Genomic DNA, 17,204 nt, shown 5'->3' on the forward strand with positions numbered 1-17,204 from the left:
GATGACCGACACCGCCCCGTCCACGCCGTCACCGACGAGCGCTGACGCGCCGTGGCCGGTCGCCGAGCTCTCGCAGAAGCTCAAAGGCTGGATCGACCGCCTCGGCGCGGTCTGGGTCGAGGGTGAGATCACGCAGTGGGGCGTGTCGGGCGGCAACGTCTACGGCAAGGTCAAAGACCTCACGCAGGATGCGACGGTCTCGTTCGTCGTCTGGTCATCGGTGCGCTCGCGGCTTCCCGAGGGCCTCGGCCAGGGTGACCGGGTCGTCATGCATGTGAAGGCCAATTGGTGGGTCAAGGGTGGCTCGCTGACCATGCAGGTCTTCGACATTCGGCGCGTGGGCTTGGGTGACCTGCTCGAGCGGCTCGAGAGGCTGCGCCAGAGCCTGCGGGCCGAAGGCCTGTTCGAGGCATCGCGCAAGAAACCTTTGCCGTTCTTGCCACACCTCATCGGGCTCGTCACGGGCACAGACAGCGACGCCGAAAAAGACGTGCTGCGGAACGCGGCCCTGCGCTGGCCGTCGGTCGCCTTCCGTGTGCACCACTCCGCCGTGCAGGGCGACCGCGCCGTCGGCGAGCTCGTGACAGCAATCGAAGCTCTCGACCGCGATCCCGAGGTCGACGTGATCATCGTCGCCCGCGGCGGAGGCGACTTCCAGAACCTGCTGCCGTTCAGCGACGAGCGGGTGGTCCGCGCCGTCGCGGCGTGCACGACGCCCGTCGTCAGCGCCATCGGCCACGAGAACGACCGCCCCCTGCTCGACGATGTGGCCGATCTGCGCGCCTCGACCCCCACCGACGCCGCCAAGCGCGTGGTGCCCGACGTCAGCGATGAACTCGCCGGGGTCGATCAAGCACGCAGTCGCCTGCGCTCGCGCATCAGTCTGCTCGTGCGCACCGAGGTCGACCGCCTCGGGCAGCTGCGCTCACGCCCGGCACTGGCGAGCTCGTCGTGGATCATCGACGGGCGCGCCGACGAGCTCACACGCCTCGTAGCCCGCGGCGCCGAGCTCGCAACACGACGCCTCGACCGCGCCACCGATGAGCTGGTTGAGCGGAGGGCGAGGCTGCGATCCCTCTCGCCGCAGTCGACCCTCGACCGCGGCTACGCGATCGTGCAGCGCGCCGATGGCGGCGTCGTGCGCGCGAGTGCCGAGCTCAGCGACGGCGATGCGCTGCGGCTCACGCTGGCCGACGGCGTCGTGGCCGCAGAAGCCCGTATTCCCGGCCCCGACACAGAAGGCGAGCAATAACATGGCGACCGTGACGAGCATCCCCGCCGACATCGACGCACTCAGCTATGAAGAGGCGCGCGACGAACTGGTGCGCGTTGTCGCTGAGCTCGAGCAGGGCGGGGCAACGCTTGAGCAGTCCATCGCCCTGTGGGAACGCGGCGAGGCGCTCGCCCGCCGCTGCGAGAGCTGGCTGATCGGCGCGAAAGAGCGTCTCGACGCCGCCCGGGCCGCCGCCGAGACCTCATGACTGACCCCGCCACCGGTCGCCCCATCGTCGCCGAACTGGGTCGACCCGAGACCCCCGCAGAGAAGGCGGAGCGCATCGCTGCGAACCGCGCGAAGCGACGGGCGAACCAGACCGTCATCAACCTGGTCGCGTCCGTCGGCGCCTCGCTCCTCTTCGTCGCGTTTCTCGTCTCCGTCGTCGTGCGCGAGGCCCCCACACCACCGGCCGTCGACTACCAGGCGACCGCCGCCGAACTCGAGGCAGGCGGTCAATTCGACATCGTCGCGCCCGTCGTGCCGCCCACCTGGTCGGCGAACCGTGCGGGGCTCGACGGCTCGGGCGGCGTCACCGAGTGGTACGTCGGCTTTGTCACCGACCCCGTGGCGACCGACGCCGGATTCATCGCCCTCGTGCAGGGCTTCGAGGGCAACCCCACCTGGCTGTCTGACCTCCTGCGGAACCCCCGTAGCGAAGGCGAGCAGGTCACGATCGGCGACATCGACTGGACGCTCTACGATCGTCGAGGGGCGGCGCAACTCGGTAACCGCGAGTATGCGCTCGTCACCGAGACCGACGGCAGCACGATCGTGCTCTACGGCACCGCCGAAGAGAGCGAGTTTGAGCTGTTGGCCACGGCGATCGCCGCAGAGCTCTCCGCCCCCTGAGACGCGTCGCCACCCGACGCCCGAGGAGGAGCATGACCGACGCTGAGCGCACACCGGCAGCCGTCTGGCGGGAAATGCAGGCGGGCAACGCCCGCTTCGTGTCGGGCGACCCTCACCACCCGCACCAGGACGCCGCCCGACGCACCGAGCTGAGTGACCACCAGCGACCAGACGCCGCCCTGTTCGGGTGCTCCGACAGTCGCCTCGCGGCCGAGATCATCTTCGACAAGGGGCTGGGCGACCTGTTCGTCGTGCGCAACGCCGGCCAGATCGTGAGCGACTCGGTCGTCGGTTCGCTCGAATACGCGGTCGCCGTGCTCGAGGTGCCCCTCATCGTGGTGCTCGCCCACGACGAGTGCGGGGCGGTGCGCGCCGCCATCGATCAGACCGGCGCCGACGCCCCAACTCTTCCCGCGCACATCCGCTCGCTCGTCACGCAGATCATGCCGGCGGTGCAGCGGGTTCGGATCGCCTCGGGGTCGACGAGCGTCGACACAATCGACGCGTTCGAGGTCGGCCGCCAGCACCTGCGCGACACCGTCGGAGCCCTGCTCAGCGCCAGCGAACTGATCAGCGAGGCGGTCGCCGCCGGGCGCCTCGCGATTGTCGGCGCCAACTATCGCCTGCATGACGGGCGCGTGCAAGCCGACGCCTCCGTCGGCGCGCTGTAGCGCGCATCCGCCTGTCCCCACGATCTACCACCGCCCTGCGAACAAACGAGAGAAACGGACCCATCGCGATGAGCGAGACCGCAGAGACCGACTACCGCATCGAGCACGACACCATGGGAGAGGTGCGCGTGCCGAAGAGCGCGCTGTACCGCGCTCAGACACAGCGCGCCGTCGAGAACTTCCCGATTTCAGGCACCCGCCTCGAGGCCGGTCAGATCAAGGCGCTCGCGCAGATCAAGCGCGCGGCGGCGATCGTGAACGCCGAGCTCGGCATCCTCGATGAGACCCTCGCCCGCGGCATCGTCGCCGCGGCCGACGAGATCATCGCAGGCGCCCACCTCGAGCACTTCCCCGTCGACACCTACCAGACGGGCTCGGGTACCTCGTCGAACATGAACATGAACGAGGTGCTCGCCACCCTCGCGACGCAGCACGCCGGCACGGCCGTGCACCCGAACGACCACGTCAACGCCTCGCAGTCGTCGAACGACGTGTTCCCGACCTCCGTGCACCTCGCCGTTACAGAGGCGCTGCTCGCCGATCTCATTCCGGCGCTCGAATACCTCGCCGAGGCTCTGGAGGAGAAAGCCGAGCTGTGGAAGACCGCCGTGAAGGCCGGTCGCACCCACCTCATGGACGCCACCCCGGTCACCCTCGGGCAAGAGTTCGCCGGGTACGCCCGCCAGCTGCGACTCGGCGTCGCCCGCGTGCGCGCGACCATCGAGCGCGTCGCCGAGGTGCCGCTCGGCGGCACCGCAACCGGCACCGGCATCAACACTCCCCTCGGCTTCTCGCAGAAGGTCATCGCCGAACTCGCGTCGTCGACCGGCCTGCCGATCACCGAGGCAGAAGACCACTTCGAGGCACAGGGCGCTCGTGACGGGCTGGTCGAGGCGAGCGGCGCCCTGCGGGTCATTGCCGTGTCGCTGACGAAGATCTGCAACGACCTGCGCTGGATGGGGTCTGGCCCGAACACCGGCCTCGGCGAACTGCACATCCCCGACCTGCAGCCGGGTTCGTCGATCATGCCGGGCAAGGTGAACCCCGTCGTGCCCGAGGCCGTGCTCATGGTCTGCGCGAAGGTCGTCGGTAACGACGCGACCATCGCGTGGGCGGGCGCATCCGGCTCGTTCGAGCTGAACGTCGCGATTCCCGTGATGGGCACCTCGCTGCTCGAGTCGATCCGCCTGCTCGCGAACTCGACGCGCGTGCTCGCCGACAAGACCGTGCGGGGGCTCGAGGCGAACCTCGACCGCGCCCGCGCGCTCGCCGAGTCGTCGCCGTCGATCGTGACGCCGCTCAACCGGGTGATCGGCTACGAGGCCGCCGCGAAGGTCGCCAAGCACTCGGTCGCCCAGAGCATCACCGTGCGCGAGGCCGTCGTCGACCTCGGCTTCGTCGAGCGCGGTGAGATCACCGAGCAGCAGCTGGACGAGCTGCTCGACGTGCTCTCGATGACCTCGCCCGGCCTGTAAGTCTCAGCCGCGTTGCGGGGGGCCGCCCCTACTGGAAGTAGTGGGGGCGGCTCACCGACACCTGAGACACGAACATCACGCCGGGCCGACGCTCGAGCAGCTCGCGCAAGCCCGCGATGAGGGCAGGGGCGCGATCGTCGGGCACGACCGTGATCGTCAGCGTGAGCGCATCCTGATCGTTGAACAGGGCGCGCCCGTCGTGGGCGCCGTGGTGGCCGAGGCCGGTCACGCCGGGCAGGCTCGTGTAACCGGTGCCGCCGGCGCTCACGATCTGCCGCGAGACGGCGTCGGCGTCGGTCGAACGCACGACGACCTCCACCTTCGTCATCGGGGAGAGTCCTTCGACGGTCATGCCGCCTCCTTCGCGGTCGGGGTCGCGGTCGCGACGTCATCAGTGTCGGGGGTCAGGATGCGCGGGCGCCAGCCATCGGCGCCGCGCTCGACCCAGCCGCGTCCGTCAGCGGCCGGGGCGACCAGGCGCACCCACTCGCCGTGCACGAGGTCGCGCACGATGTCGTGGCGCTCGATGACGCGGTCGATGCGCTCCAGCGGGGCGTCGACGATTGCCATGAGCCGCACGGGCTCGTGGTGCAGGCCCTCGCGGGTCATGACCGACTGCTGCGGCAGGCCGATGCGCAGGTCGCCGTCGGGGCCGGCGAGCACGCCGAGGCCGCCGACGAGGTTGTGCACCGTCTTGCTGCCGGCACCAAACACCTCGGGGTCGACGCTCGAGAAGTAGTACTGCGCGTTGATCCAGTGCGCCACGACCAGCGGCGCGGTGAGAATCGTCGTCAGCGCCGTGCCGTCGGGGTCGGTCGACTGCTCGTAACTGTGCAGGAAGGCGCGACGCTCGAGGTCGACCCCGCGCGTGAGCGCGCGCGGGCCGATGACGATCGCCGCGTTGCGGGCGAGGCCCCACTCGGGGAACACCTGCGCCCAGTCGGCGGCGCGCCGGTCGACCTCGGCCTCGGCACCGACGCGGCGTCCGCCCGGCAGCTCGGCCAGTCGCTCGCGGCGCAGCCGCTTGCCCGCGATCGCGAGATCGGCTTCCAGGGCACGCACCCGCAGGCGCTGGCGCTCGGGAAGAGCGTGAGCGTCGTGCACGGTCACGCGGTCGGTGACCGTGTCATGTTCGCCACCGAGAAACACCGTCTCGTCGGGGATACGGATGCCGCGCGCGGCCAGGCCCGCGCGGACGGCCGGGGCGTTGAGCAGGGCAGCCGCGATGCGCGCGTTGCTGCCGCCACGGTGCCCTCCGCACGCCCCGCAGTCGAGAGCCGTGCGGAACGGCGCGTTCGTCGTCGTGGCCCCGTGACCGAGCAACAGCACGACGGGAGCGAACCGCGTCGTCATGCCCATCGTGGTGAGCACCGTGTCAGCCGTCATGACCTGCTCGTCGAGCGACATCGCCGAGTCGAGATCGAACAGCGTGGGGGGCGAAGACGGCAACTCATCGGGGCGCCGCGCGTCACCGAGTGCGCCGGGCGCGACCGAGCGGAGCGCGGAAAGCGGGCCGAGCATCCAGCCACTGAGTTCTGCCCAGCCGAGCGCTGAGTGCACGCCTTTTTCCGGCGCGCGCAGCGCCGACGACCAGCTCGCGGTCGCCCGCAGACGCTCGAGGGCGGTGCGGGTGCGGGGTGCGGCCCCGGGCCGCGGGCGCTCGTCGATCGCGTGCCGCGGCGCAATGAGCACGGGGCACGCGTCGACCCCCGTGGGGGCTCCCAGCGGGCGCACCCGGGCGGCGACCCCGAAGAAGCCGGCGAAGCCGCTGGTGCCGTAGGGCCCGACGGCTTCGAGGTGGCGGCGCAGGCCTTCGCTGCGCACGTCGATGCAGCAGACGACGTGGGCCGCTTCTGGCACCGCGTCGAGCGTGGCCGGGACGGCGTCAACGCCCCCCTCGTCATCCCGCCCGGGCGCCGACGGGATGCGCACTGAGCGCAGGATCGCGTCGTGCGTACCGGCCTCCGCCGCCTCCTGCCACACGAGTAGACGCTCAGCGCTGAGTTCGGGCGCCGGGGCCGCAGCGGGGTCGGGAGCGTCGAGCACGGACGTGAGGGCGAGGCGCACCGCGAGGAACTCGACCGCGTCGACGTCGCGCCGCGTGGCCGTGCGGCGGCGCAGTGCCGCCGTCCAGCCGGGGGTGCGCGCGAGGTGGCGACCCAGCAGGTCAAGCGCGGCCGCGTCGTCGAGGCGGCGACCCGCCAGGTGGCGCGCGATGAGCGCATCCGGCCGCTCGGGCAGCTCACGTAGCGCGCGCCGGGCTCGCGGCCGCAGCGTCAGGTCGACGAGCGCCAGCGCGCGCCAGTCGGCGTAGAAGCCCGCCCCCGTGCGCACCGACCAGGCCGCCTCCTCGTCAGCGAACCAACTGCGGGTGAAGCGCGACAGGCGGTCGTCGACGCGCGCCGTGCGGCGGTCGACGGCGGGCCGATTCCGGATGCTCGGCGCCGCCTCGAGGAAGCGTGCGACGAGCACGTCATCGTCGCCTACCCCCTCGTCGCCCGCCGCCTCATCGCCGGCGGCGTCGGTGGCGCTCCGGCGTCGGAGGACCGCCGCCAGATCGGCGCGGCGGATCCGTCCGCTCGAGAGCAGCGCCCGAAAGTGGGCCTCCGTCGGCGCCCCCGCGGCGCCGAGGGCCGCAGCGGCTTCCGTCGCCGCAACGCCGAAGCCCGCGGCGAGTCGCGGCAACAGGGGGTTGACTGCCACGGCAGCGTCGAGACCGTAGTAGTCGCCGACCACGTCGAGCGCGACGTCGGCGAATGCCCGCACGCGCTGCAGGTCGATGGTGCTCGGCCCGGTGACGGCGGTGGGGGCGCCGAGCACGGCGTCGCCGCGACCGGGGGTGGGGTGCGATTCGGTGCTGCTCACGCGGCGACCTCCTGACGGGTGACGGGTGTCGGGGTGGATCGGGCGTCGGCGCCCGCGGTGACAGAGGCGAGCGCATCGACCGCTGGCGAGCGGCAAGAACCGCGTCGATCGAGGGCGGCGCGGGGAGCGGCCCCGAGCGCGAGGGCTCCGGCCAGCAGTGCGCGGTCGAGCGACGACCCGGCCGCGGCACGACGCACCGCGGCGAGGGCCGCGACCGCGAGGGCCGCCGTGGCGGCGAGCGCGAGGGAGGCGAGCGGCGGCGTGACGGAGGGGGCGAGAGCCGGAGCGAGCATCCGGGTCAGCGAGCCGAGGGCGACCGCGATTGCTCCCGCGAGCGCGACGACCGCAACGAGGCGGCCGGCCAGTTGTGCGGGCGTGGCGGCGGTGCCGACGAGGCGAGCCGCCGCCGTGCCGGTCGCGAGGCCGATCATCGCGATGACGACGGCCCCGCCCAGCGAGAACGCGCCGGGGTAGGCGACGAGCACGCCGGTCGCGACCGCGAGCGCCGCGGCGAGCGCACCCAGCGCGGCACCGACGCGCGACGGCAGAAGCGGGCGGGAGGGCGCGGGCGCGCGACGGGCGGCGGCTCGGCGGTCGACGCCGTCACCCGAGGCCAGAAATCGCGCCGACTTGTACCAGCCGTGAGCGACGAGGTGCAGCAGGGCGGCCGCCCACAACCCGAGCCCGATGCAGAGCATCGTGAAGCCCAGCTGCGCGACGGTCGACAGCACCAGCTTGCCCTTGATGTCGGGGCGGGCGGCGAGGCCGGCGCCGCCCACGACGATCGCGAGCGCGCCGAAGACGGCGGCCACGATCAGCGGCGCGGCACCGGCGGCGAGGGCGGGCCACTGCAGGATCAGCAGGATGGCGCCACCGTTCACCACGCCGCCGTGCAGCGCGGCGCTGACGGGCGTGGGGGCGCGCAGGGCGTCGAGCAGCCAGCTGTGGGCCGGCACGCCGGCGGCGCGGATGATCGCGGCGGCCACCAGCAGGAAGGCGGCGACGCTGCCGGGTGCCAGCAGCACGCTCGCCCACACGAGCACATCGGAGGTGACGAGCCACGCGGCCGGTCGCCGAGCCGCAGCCGGTCCGCCGCCGAGTCGGAGCCCGATGAGCACGCCGACGGTGGCCACGCTCCAGGCCGCGGCCTGCGCGAGCGGTTCGGCGAGCAGCACCATGGCGCCGCTCGCGACGAAGACCAGGGCGAGCGCCCCCGTGACCCCTCGGCCGTGGCGGTCTCCGCGAAGGCTGCGGTGCGCGTAGGGCAGAACGGCGAGGGCCACCAGGGCGACGAGGGTGGCGAGAAGCAGGGTGACGGCGTCGATGCGAAGCAGGCCATCAGGGGCAGCGGTGCTAAGATCGGGAAACATGCATGAACCTCCTGTCGCGCTACACAATACAGGTAATTAATTGCATGTAAAGATAAACGCGTAATGGCGTGCCAATACGCGCATCCCTCTCCCCTACAGTGGAGGCGTGTCAGGGTGGACGTTTCTCAGCAATCACGGGCACGTGCTCACCTGCCTGAACGCCGACGAGACCCTTCGGGTACGCGACATCGCCGAACGCGTCGGCATCACCGAGCGCGCGGTCGTGCGGATCCTCGGCGAGCTGGTTGAGGCCGGCTACCTCGAGAAGTTCCGCGACGGGCGGCGCAACACGTACCGCATCCAGCGCCAGCAGCCGCTGCGGCACCCGCTCGAAAACGGGCACACGGTCGGCGAGCTGCTCAACGCTGTCGCCCCGCGCTAGCCAGCGTCGGGTGCGCGAAGCGAGCCGGGGCACGAGGCGACCTTCCGATCCGCACCACCGGTTCTGAAGCGCACGCACGGCCGCACCCCGGCTCGTGCCGCCACCCTACTCCCGCCGCGCTCGATCCGGCACGGCGGATGCACGCCCCGCTAGCGCGTGGGCGTCACCTCTCGCACGGGGCTCGTGTGCGCTCGCGCAGCCGGGCGGCCGAGCAGCGCGGCGAACACCGCGCTCGCGAGCAGGAACGAGCCGAGTCCCACGATCACCGCGGCCGGCCCGGAGAGGGAGCCCGTGTAGGGCGGAAGCGTGTCGGCAATCGACATGCCGAGGCTGAAGGTGCCCACCCAGTGAAGCGTGGCGACCATCCCGCCGGCGAACAGCCCCGCAACCCGTATCGCCCGGCGCCGGTCGGCCGGCGCCGCATCGGGGATCCGTCGCGCGAGCACGGCGACGAGTGCGGGCAGCAGTGACAGCAGCGCGGAGATCACTGCCCACCCGATGATGCCCGCGCGCGCGGCGGCGGCATCGCCCGCGCTGAGCGCCGCCCACACCTCGGCGGCCGTCAGCCCGTCGGTCTGCGCCTCCGGCCCCCACACGAACGCTTCGACCAGGCCCGTGGCAAGCAGCGAGAGCGGAATCAGCGTCGCGACCGCGAGGGTCGCGGCGAGCGTCGCAGGGCGTTCTCGGTCACTCTCAACACGCGGCCCCGGCGCCGTTTCGCCCGACCGCATCCACGCGCTGGCGCACGCACTGGCCCCAAAACCCATGAGAGCGATCGCGACGAGGTAGGGGAAGCCCATCAAGCCGAGCACGACGCTCGGAGCGAGCGGCAGCGCAGTCAGCAGCGCGGTTCCGGCGATGAGCGACACGGCCCCGGCGGTGGTCACCGGCCGGGGTCGCGGGCGGGCGACGAGGGCCGAGACGATCAGGGCACTGCCCACCACGAGGGCAAGACCGACGGCGCCGCCCACCACGGCGACAGCGAGCGGGGCCACCCCCGTGCCATCCAGGGGATAGCCCGCGGCAGCAACGCCCAGCACATAGCTCCCGATACCCAGCGGCGGCGTCATGACGATGGCGATCGCTGCCAGGAGGGCTCCACCCCACTGGGCACGACGGCGGCGGGATGCCCCGCGATCTCGATCGATGCTCATGACCGAACGGTAGCGGATGCGCGTCACGCGCGCCGCGCATCCGCCCCGCTTGTCACACGGCGGCTAGGCGAGCTCGTTGCCCTCGAGCAGGTCGGTAACGAGTGCCGCGATCGCGCTGCGCTCGCTGCGGGTGAGGGTGATGTGGCCGAACAGGGCGTGCCCCTTCAGCGTCTCAATCACGCTCGCGACGCCGTCGTGCCGGCCAACCCGCAGGTTGTCGCGCTGGGCGACGTCGTGGGTGAGCACGACCTTCGAGTTCTGGCCGATACGCGACAGCACCGTGAGCAGCACGTTGCGCTCGAGCGACTGGGCCTCGTCGACGATGACGAAGGCGTCGTGCAGCGAACGCCCGCGAATGTGCGTGAGCGGCAGCACCTCGAGCAGGCCCCGGTCGATGACCTCGTCGAGCACGTTCTGCGACACGACGCTCGAGAGGGTGTCGAACGTGGCCTGGGCCCACGGGTTCATCTTCTCGCTCGCGTCACCCGGAAGGTAGCCCAGCTCTTGGCCGCCCACCGCGTAAAGCGGCCGGAACACCATGATCTTGCGCTGCTGGTTGCGCTCGAGCACCGACTCGAGACCCGCGCACATGGCGAGGGCCGACTTGCCCGTGCCGGCGCGACCGCCGAGCGAGACGATGCCGACCTGCGGGTCCATCAGCAGGTCGAGAGCGAGGCGCTGCTCGGCCGAGCGGCCGTGCAGGCCGAACACGTCGCGGTCGCCGCGCACGAGCTGGATCTCGTCGTCGCCGACCACCCGGCCGAGGGCCGAGCCCCGATCGGAGGCGATCACGAGCGAGGTGTTGACGGGGAGGTCTTTCACGGTCGACGAGCGCACCACCTCGCGCTCGTAGAGGTCAGCCATCTGTTCGGCCGACAGGCGCACCTCGGCGAGCCCCGTGTAGCCCGAGTCGATGGCGAGTTCGTGGCGGTACTCTTCGGCCGCCAGACCGATCGACGAGGCCTTCACGCGCATCGGCAGGTCTTTCGAGACGACCGTGACGTTCAGACCCTCGGCGGCGAGGTTCATGGCCACGGCGAGGATGCGCGAGTCGTTGTCACCGAGCTGCAGACCGCTCGGCAGCACCGACTGGTTCGAGTGGTTCAGCTCGACCCGCAGGCTGCCTCCGTCGTCACCCACCGCGACCGGAAAGTCGAGGCGCTCGTGCTTGACGCGGAGGTCATCGAGATTGCGCAGCGCCTGGCGGGCGAAGTACCCGATCTCGGGGTCGTGACGCTTGGCCTCGAGTTCGCCGATCACCACGACGGGCAACACGACGGCGTGCTCCGCGAAGCGGAACATCGCCTTCGGATCGCTCAAGAGCACGGAGGTGTCGAGCACATACGTGCGCTGCGCGACCTCCTGTTCGTGCCCGGTCGACGCGGTCGTCGATGCTGCGGATTCTGAACGGGGAGTGCGAGTCGCGGCCACGGTGCTCCATCCCCGGGAGCACCTCCGGCGCGCCCGGAACCAGTTCTACGAGGTCGGCCGGGGGCTCGCGAGACGAGCATCCGGCCGTCTCGATCGGGCGCGGTGCCCGATGGCGCTGACGCTACGCCTGAGCCGAGGATTGCGCGGGAACGACACGCGGCGTGCGGGAAGCGTTCACGCAGTCGTCACCGTGCCGAACTCGGTGAACGCCGACTGCAGCAGTTGGAGGGTGTCGTCGCGGGTCGACACGTGCGCCGACAGTCGCACCCGCTCGCCGGTGTGGGTGGCGGTGATGCCGTGGTTGTGCAGCGCGGCGACGAGCGCGGTGACCGTTCCGGCCGCCGGCTCGATCACGACGATTCCCGCGCGCTCCGCGTCATCGCGCGGCGATACGACCGAAATCCCCGCCTGGTCGGCGAGCTGGATGATCGTGGCACAGGTGTCGAGGACCCGCCGGCGAATCGCGTCCACCCCGATGGCGGCGACCTCCTCCGCGGCGCCCGCGAGTCGGGCCTGCGCGGTGGGGTCGGCGTAGCCCACCCGATAGGCCAACGCCCCGCTGACGGGCGGGGCGACCGCGTCGGTGCGCTCCTCCCCCGGCCCGCCCGCTGCGGCCAGCCAGCCCGACCACACGGGAACGAGTTGCTCGGCGGCCCGCTCGCTCAGCGCGAGGAACCCCGTGCCGTAGCCGGCTCGCAACCAGGTGCGCCCGGTGCCCACCACGACGTCGGCGAGGTTCCAGGGCGCGTCGACGACGCCGAGCGCCTGGCTCGCGTCGACGATGAGCAGACGATCGCCCACCACCTGCCGAATGCCCTCCAGGTCGACGAGGTGGCCGGTGCGGTCGTCGACGGCGCTCACCGCGACGGCCGCGATCGAGCTGGTCAGCGCATCCGCGATGGAGGCGGGCGTCACGCGCTCGTGATCGGGCGTGAAGCGCGTGGCCTGCAGCACTCCGAGGGCGTCGGCGGCGCGAGCGACGGCGTACGTCGTCGCGGGGTGCTCGCCCGTCGACAGGGCGATGCCGCCGGTGAGCCCGAAGGCGACGTGCATGAGGGCCTGAGAGGTCGAGGGTTGGAAGACGAGCTGCTCGGGCGGGACATCGAGCAGCGCGGCGATCGCCGCATCCACCCGGTCTTCCTGGTCGATGATGGCGGTCATCGCGCCGTGGCGGGCCGTCGACAACAGCAGTGACTGGGCGCGCTCCTCGGCCATCGCGGCCTCCCCGATCGGGGCGACGGTGGCGAAGTCGAGGTAGCCGGGTTCGTCGGTGAACTCGGTTGCGTACTCATCGATCGTGGGCATCGGGTGGCCTTTCCATGGGGCGCCGGGGTGGGCGCCGCGGGTCGACGTCTGGCCTACTGGCCGAACCGTCGCTGTCGTGTCGCGAAGTCGCGCAGTGCGCGCAGAAAGTCGACCTCGCGCAGGTCGGGGCCAAGCGCCTCGACGAAGTAGAACTCGCTGTGCGCGCTCTGCCAGAGCATGAAGTCGCTCAGGCGTTGCTCGCCCGAGGTGCGAATGACGAGATCGGGGTCGGGCTGGCCGCCCGTGTAGAGGTGCTCGGCAATGTGGTCGGGCGTGACCTTCTCGGCGAGGTCGTCGAGGGTTCCGCCGCCCGCGGCGTGGCCTTGGATGATGCGGCGCACGGCGTCGACGATCTCGCGGCGGCCGCCGTAACCAACGGCGAGGTTGATGTGCAGCCCGGGGTGCTCGGCGGTGGTCGCCTCGGCCCGCGACAGCGCGTCGCAGAGCTCGCCGGGCAGCCCGTCGCGCGTGCCGACGTGGTGCACGCGCCAGTCGCGCACGCCCGCGAGCTCGTCGGCGAGCTCGGCGATGATCTGCGTCAGCGCGGCCAACTCGTCGGCGTCACGACCCGTGAGGTTGTCGGCCGACAGCAGGTACAGCGTGACCACCTTGATGTCGGCGTCGTCGCACCACGTGAGAAACTCGCGCACCTTCACGGCGCCCGCGCGGTGACCGTGCTCGGTGCTGCCGCCCCACTGGCGGGCCCACCGGCGGTTGCCGTCGATGATCATGGCGACGTGGTGCGGGTGCGTGGCACCCGCCAGCTGACGTCGCAGCCGGCCCATGTACAGGCGGTAGAGAGGTCCGCGCCCCCCGAGTGTTCGCGTTGAACGCACAGGTCTACGGTAGTCCACGCCTCCGCGGTTGTGGCGGTCGACTAAGCGGCGCGAGGCGCACATCCGCCGCGCGTAGCATCGACGGCATGACCGCCACCCCCAACGGACCGTCAGCCGACCGCGACCCGTCCGCGAGCGATGGCGCGACGCCCGCGACGGTCGAGCGCGAACCGGGGTCGGGCATCCCGAATATTCCGCTGCTCGACGAGTCGATCGACTACCGCGGGCTCGAGCGGAAGCCGACCTGGCGCGGCTGGATTCACGCGGGTACCTTCCCGCTCGCGATCGTGCTGGGTCTGGTGCTGGTCGCCCTCGGCGAGGGGCCCATGGCGCGCTGGTCCAGCACGGTGTTTGTCTTCACCTCGCTGCTGCTGTTCGGCATTTCGGCGACGTACCACCGCTTCACCTGGAGCGACCGCATGCGGGTGCTCTTGAAGCGCCTTGACCACGCCAACATCTTCCTGTTGATCGCGGGCACCTACACCCCGATGGCGTTGCTCGCGCTGCCGCTCGACAAGGGCCTCATCTTGCTCTCGCTCGTGTGGGCGGGCGCGGCGCTCGGTATCGGGTTCCGGGTGTTCTGGATTCACGCCCCGCGCTGGGTCTACGTTCCCCTCTACCTGCTGCTCGGCTGGGCGGCGGTGCTGTACCTGCCCGACCTCATTGCCGCGAACGTCGCGATGATGGTGCTCGTGGTCGCGGGCGGCCTGGCCTACACCGCCGGAGCGGTGATCTACGGCATGAAGAAACCCAACCCCATTCCGGGCGTCTTCGGCTTCCACGAGATCTTCCACGCGCTCACCGTCGTCGCGTTCCTCTGCCACTGGAGCGCGACGCTACTCCTCGCGATCAACCCGCCGTTCAACGGGGGCTGAATCGTCTGACGCGGGGGCCGCATCCACGTCGCCGCCCTCGGGCGCGACGTCGTGCTCGCCGGATTCGCTCGACTCGCCCTGCTCGGCCGCGAGGCGCTCGGCCTCGAGACGCTCGCGCACCTCGCCGCGGTAGCGCACGCGGCGAATGCGGCGGGCCATGTCGACGATCACAAAGATCGACGCCACCGCGACAAAGAAGATCGCGAAGAAGCCAGCAACGCCCGGTGTCACCGTGTTCGGGTCACCCTCGAACGGCGGGATGAGCGGGTCGTCGATGGGGTTCGGCCCGAGGCCCTGCGGCAGTCGGGAAATGACGGACCAGAACACGGCGGATGCGCTCCTCGGCGATCAGGCGGAGCCGGCGTCACGATCGACGCCGGTCGGGCGGCGGCCGCACAGAATCGGCCTCTACCCTGGGAGTATCAGCGTATCCCGCGACGCCAGAGCGATCACCGAGAGGCAGGCTTCGACGTCATGACCGCGCAGCAGCTCCTCGACGAGCGCTACGGCCGTACCGCCCGCGACGACACCCGCACCAAGCGGATCCTCATCATCAGCGGCGCGCTCTTCACCCTCGTCTTCGGCGCCTGGGTGGTGTGGGGCGGGCTCTCGGGCACGAACGCCGAACTTGAGGTGCGCGAGCTCGGCTACCGCGATCTGACCGACACCTCGATCACCGTCGCGTGGGAGGTCTCGGTCGCCCCCGGTACAGAGGTGTCGTGCGCCGTGCAAGCCCTGAACGCCAACTTCGGCATCGTGGGGTGGCGGGTGCTCGAACTCGACTCGTCGGACCAGCGCACCCGGGTGTTCACCGAGACGCTGCGCACCTCCGAGCAGGCTGTGACGGGTTTGCCGTACGGCTGCTGGCTCCCCTAGGCTCCTCTGAATCGAACTCGGAACCGGCCGCACTCGCGGCCGGTTCCGTTTTGCATCAGGAGGCAATCACATGAGTGACACCAGTGCGACCACCCAGTGGTTGACGCAGGACGCGTATGACCGTCTGCAGGCCGAGCTCGAGCACCTGTCGACCACCGGCCGCGCCGAAATCGCGAAGCGCATCGAATCGGCGCGCGATGAAGGCGACCTGAAAGAGAACGGCGGGTACCACGCCGCGAAAGACGAGCAGGGCAAGATCGAGGCGCGCATCCGCACCCTCGCAGAGCTCTTGAAGAACGCGACGGTGGGCGAAGCGCCCGAGGCAGACGGCGTCGTCCGCCCCGGCACGGTCATCACCGCGACGATTCTGGGCGACGACGAGAAGTTCCTGCTCGGCAGCCGCGAGATTCTGGCCGACGGCAGCGAGCTCGACGTGTTCAGCGAGGCAAGCCCGCTCGGGCAGGCCATCAACGGCGCGAGGGTGGGCGACACCGTCAGCTACGAGGCGCCGAACGGCAAGAGCATCGAGGTCACGATCGTCGAGGTCGAGACTTACGCCCCGTAGGGGCTAACCCCGCTAAAAGTCAACGCGCGGTTCATATCCCTCGGCCCTGAGCGCTCCGAGCACTTGCTCGGCGTGTTCGGGGCCGCGGGTTTCGATGTGCAGTTCGAGTTCGACCTGACTGATCGCGAGCCCCGTGCCGTGGCGCGTGTGCAGCACCTCAACGACGTTGGCGTTCTGCGCGGCCACGATCTCGCTCGTGCGGGCGAGCTGCCCCGGCCGGTCGGGCAATGGGATGCGCAGCTTCAGGTAGCGCTCGCTGGCCGCGAGCCCGTGGCTGATGACGCGCTCCATGATCAGCGGGTCGATGTTGCCGCCCGAGAGCATCACGACCGTCGGGCCGGATGCACGGATCTTGCCGGTCAGGATCGCCGCGACCCCGACGGCCCCGGCGGGCTCGACGACGAGCTTGGCGCGCTCGAGCAGCATCAGCATGGCGCGGGCGATGTCGTCGTCGTCAACCGTGACGACCTCGTCGACGGTGTCTTTGATGATCTCGAAGTTCAGCTTGCCGGGCTTCGACACGGCGATGCCGTCGGCGATGGTCGGGCTGATGGTGATCTCGGTGACGGCGCCGGCGGCGAGCGACACGGGGTAGGCGGCGGCGTTCATGGCCTGCACGCCGATGACCCGAATCTCGCGGCCGAGCTGGGCGGCGCGCTGCTTGAGCACGGTCGCCATGCCCGAAATGAGCCCACCGCCGCCGATCGGCACGACGACCGTGGCGAGGTCGGGCACCTGCTCGAGCACTTCGAGGCCCAGCGTGCCCTGCCCGGCGATCACGTCGGGGTGGTCGAACGGGGGAATGTAGACGGCACCCGTGCGCTCGGCGTGCTCGGCGGCGGCGCGCAGCGGCTCGGCGACCGTGTGCCCGCGCAACACCACGTCGGCTCCGTAGTCGCGGGTGGCAGCAAGTTTCGGCAGGGCGACGCCGATCGGCATGAAGATGGTTGCCGGAATGCCCAGCTCTCGGGCGGCGAAGGCGACGCCCTGTGCGTGGTTTCCGGCCGACGCGGCAACGACGCCGCGCGCCTTTTCCTCGTCGCTGAGCGACGAGATGCGGTTGTAGGCGCCGCGAATCTTGTACGAGCCGGTGCGCTGCAGGTTCTCGCACTTCATGAAGACGGGCTGGCCCAGTACGCGGCTGAGGTAGTGCGACGACTCCATCGGCGTCACGTCGGCGACGGCCGAGACGGTGACGCGGGCGCGCTCGACGTCGGCCAGGCTCGGCCCGGCGATGGTCGACTCGTGGGTCATGGGGCTCCTCCGCGTGCGAT

At 71.0% G+C, this 17,204-nt stretch carries 18 protein-coding genes; 9 read left to right on the forward strand and 9 right to left on the reverse strand.

All coding sequences use genetic code 11. The annotated features are described in order from the left end of the window. Window position 1: 1 nt before the first annotated feature. From xseA to EV141_RS03940, 5 genes are all read left to right on the forward strand, one after another. Window positions 2–1,252 carry an exodeoxyribonuclease VII large subunit gene (gene xseA / locus EV141_RS03920; RefSeq protein WP_130484635.1) on the forward strand — a complete coding sequence of 417 codons (1,251 nt, stop codon included), beginning with the start codon at window positions 2–4 and terminating at the stop codon, window positions 1,250–1,252. Window position 1,253: 1 nt separating this feature from the next. After that, a complete protein-coding gene (locus EV141_RS03925; protein WP_130484636.1) occupies window positions 1,254–1,481 on the forward strand; it encodes an exodeoxyribonuclease VII small subunit in 228 nt (75 codons plus the stop codon). Continuing rightward, window positions 1,478–2,125 carry a DUF4245 domain-containing protein gene (locus EV141_RS03930; protein WP_130484637.1) on the forward strand — a complete coding sequence of 216 codons (648 nt, stop codon included), beginning with the start codon at window positions 1,478–1,480 and terminating at the stop codon, window positions 2,123–2,125. Before EV141_RS03925 ends, EV141_RS03930 begins: the two co-directional genes overlap by 4 nt. A 32-nt stretch (window positions 2,126–2,157) precedes the next feature. Further along, window positions 2,158–2,796: a carbonic anhydrase gene (locus EV141_RS03935; protein WP_130484638.1), complete on the forward strand. Its 639-nt coding sequence runs from the start codon at window positions 2,158–2,160 to the stop codon at window positions 2,794–2,796. A gap of 68 nt (window positions 2,797–2,864) precedes the next feature. Continuing rightward, complete coding sequence (locus EV141_RS03940) at window positions 2,865–4,271, forward strand: class II fumarate hydratase (RefSeq protein ID WP_130484639.1); 1,407 nt, start codon at window positions 2,865–2,867, stop codon at window positions 4,269–4,271. Window positions 4,272–4,299: 28 nt separating this feature from the next. Here the strand turns inward: EV141_RS03940 and EV141_RS03945 are convergent, their stop codons facing one another. From EV141_RS03945 to EV141_RS03955, 3 genes are read right to left on the reverse strand one after another with little or no spacing between them, the layout of a single operon-like run. After that, a complete protein-coding gene (locus tag EV141_RS03945) occupies window positions 4,300–4,623 on the reverse strand; it encodes a P-II family nitrogen regulator (RefSeq protein WP_130484640.1) in 324 nt (107 codons plus the stop codon). After that, window positions 4,620–7,136, reverse strand: a complete 2,517-nt coding sequence (locus EV141_RS03950; protein ID WP_157985498.1) for a putative inorganic carbon transporter subunit DabA — start codon at window positions 7,134–7,136, stop codon at window positions 4,620–4,622. The genes EV141_RS03945 and EV141_RS03950 overlap by 4 nt, the downstream gene beginning before the upstream one ends. After that, window positions 7,133–8,506 (reverse strand): proton-conducting transporter transmembrane domain-containing protein, encoded by a 1,374-nt coding sequence (locus tag EV141_RS03955; protein WP_130484642.1) that lies wholly within the window; start codon window positions 8,504–8,506, stop codon window positions 7,133–7,135. The genes EV141_RS03950 and EV141_RS03955 overlap by 4 nt, the downstream gene beginning before the upstream one ends. A gap of 106 nt (window positions 8,507–8,612) precedes the next feature. On the opposite strand from EV141_RS03955, the gene EV141_RS03960 reads away from it, so the two are divergent. Beyond that, window positions 8,613–8,888 carry a helix-turn-helix transcriptional regulator gene (locus EV141_RS03960; RefSeq protein WP_130484643.1) on the forward strand — a complete coding sequence of 92 codons (276 nt, stop codon included), beginning with the start codon at window positions 8,613–8,615 and terminating at the stop codon, window positions 8,886–8,888. A 149-nt stretch (window positions 8,889–9,037) separates the two neighbouring features. On the opposite strand, the gene EV141_RS03965 is transcribed toward EV141_RS03960, so the two are convergent. The 4 genes from EV141_RS03965 to EV141_RS03980 all read right to left on the reverse strand — a co-directional run bounded on the left by EV141_RS03965 (window position 9,038) and on the right by EV141_RS03980 (window position 13,614). Further along, window positions 9,038–10,042 (reverse strand): hypothetical protein, encoded by a 1,005-nt coding sequence (locus EV141_RS03965; RefSeq protein WP_130484644.1) that lies wholly within the window; start codon window positions 10,040–10,042, stop codon window positions 9,038–9,040. Between the two features lie 63 nt (window positions 10,043–10,105). Beyond that, complete coding sequence (locus tag EV141_RS03970) at window positions 10,106–11,473, reverse strand: PhoH family protein (RefSeq protein ID WP_130484645.1); 1,368 nt, start codon at window positions 11,471–11,473, stop codon at window positions 10,106–10,108. 174 nt (window positions 11,474–11,647) lie between these two features. Beyond that, complete coding sequence (locus EV141_RS03975; protein ID WP_130484646.1) at window positions 11,648–12,778, reverse strand: aminotransferase class V-fold PLP-dependent enzyme; 1,131 nt, start codon at window positions 12,776–12,778, stop codon at window positions 11,648–11,650. Between the two features lie 53 nt (window positions 12,779–12,831). Further along, on the reverse strand, window positions 12,832–13,614 hold the full coding sequence (locus tag EV141_RS03980) for an isoprenyl transferase (RefSeq protein ID WP_260437762.1): 783 nt from the start codon (window positions 13,612–13,614) through the stop codon (window positions 12,832–12,834). 86 nt (window positions 13,615–13,700) lie between these two features. Here EV141_RS03980 and trhA point away from each other — a divergent pair, with 86 nt between their 5' ends. After that, the gene (gene trhA, locus EV141_RS03985; RefSeq protein WP_130484648.1) at window positions 13,701–14,489 is read left to right on the forward strand and encodes a PAQR family membrane homeostasis protein TrhA; all 789 of its coding nucleotides are present in this window, start codon (window positions 13,701–13,703) and stop codon (window positions 14,487–14,489) included. Here trhA and EV141_RS03990 read toward each other — a convergent pair. Continuing rightward, entirely contained in the window at window positions 14,451–14,816 is a 366-nt protein-coding gene (locus EV141_RS03990) for a hypothetical protein (RefSeq protein ID WP_130484649.1), read from the reverse strand. The genes trhA and EV141_RS03990 overlap by 39 nt on opposite strands. 147 nt (window positions 14,817–14,963) lie before the next feature. Here EV141_RS03990 and EV141_RS03995 point away from each other — a divergent pair, with 147 nt between their 5' ends. Further along, window positions 14,964–15,365 (forward strand): DUF4307 domain-containing protein, encoded by a 402-nt coding sequence (locus EV141_RS03995; protein WP_130484650.1) that lies wholly within the window; start codon window positions 14,964–14,966, stop codon window positions 15,363–15,365. Between the two features lie 70 nt (window positions 15,366–15,435). Further along, complete coding sequence (greA, locus tag EV141_RS04000; protein ID WP_130484651.1) at window positions 15,436–15,930, forward strand: transcription elongation factor GreA; 495 nt, start codon at window positions 15,436–15,438, stop codon at window positions 15,928–15,930. Between the two features lie 12 nt (window positions 15,931–15,942). Here greA and ilvA read toward each other — a convergent pair whose 3' ends face one another. Further along, window positions 15,943–17,184, reverse strand: a complete 1,242-nt coding sequence (ilvA, locus tag EV141_RS04005; protein WP_130484652.1) for a threonine ammonia-lyase — start codon at window positions 17,182–17,184, stop codon at window positions 15,943–15,945. Window positions 17,185–17,204: the final 20 nt, after the last annotated feature.

Source organism: Microcella putealis (genome assembly GCF_004216575.1).
Taxonomy (GTDB): Bacteria; Actinomycetota; Actinomycetes; order Actinomycetales; family Microbacteriaceae; genus Microcella; species Microcella putealis.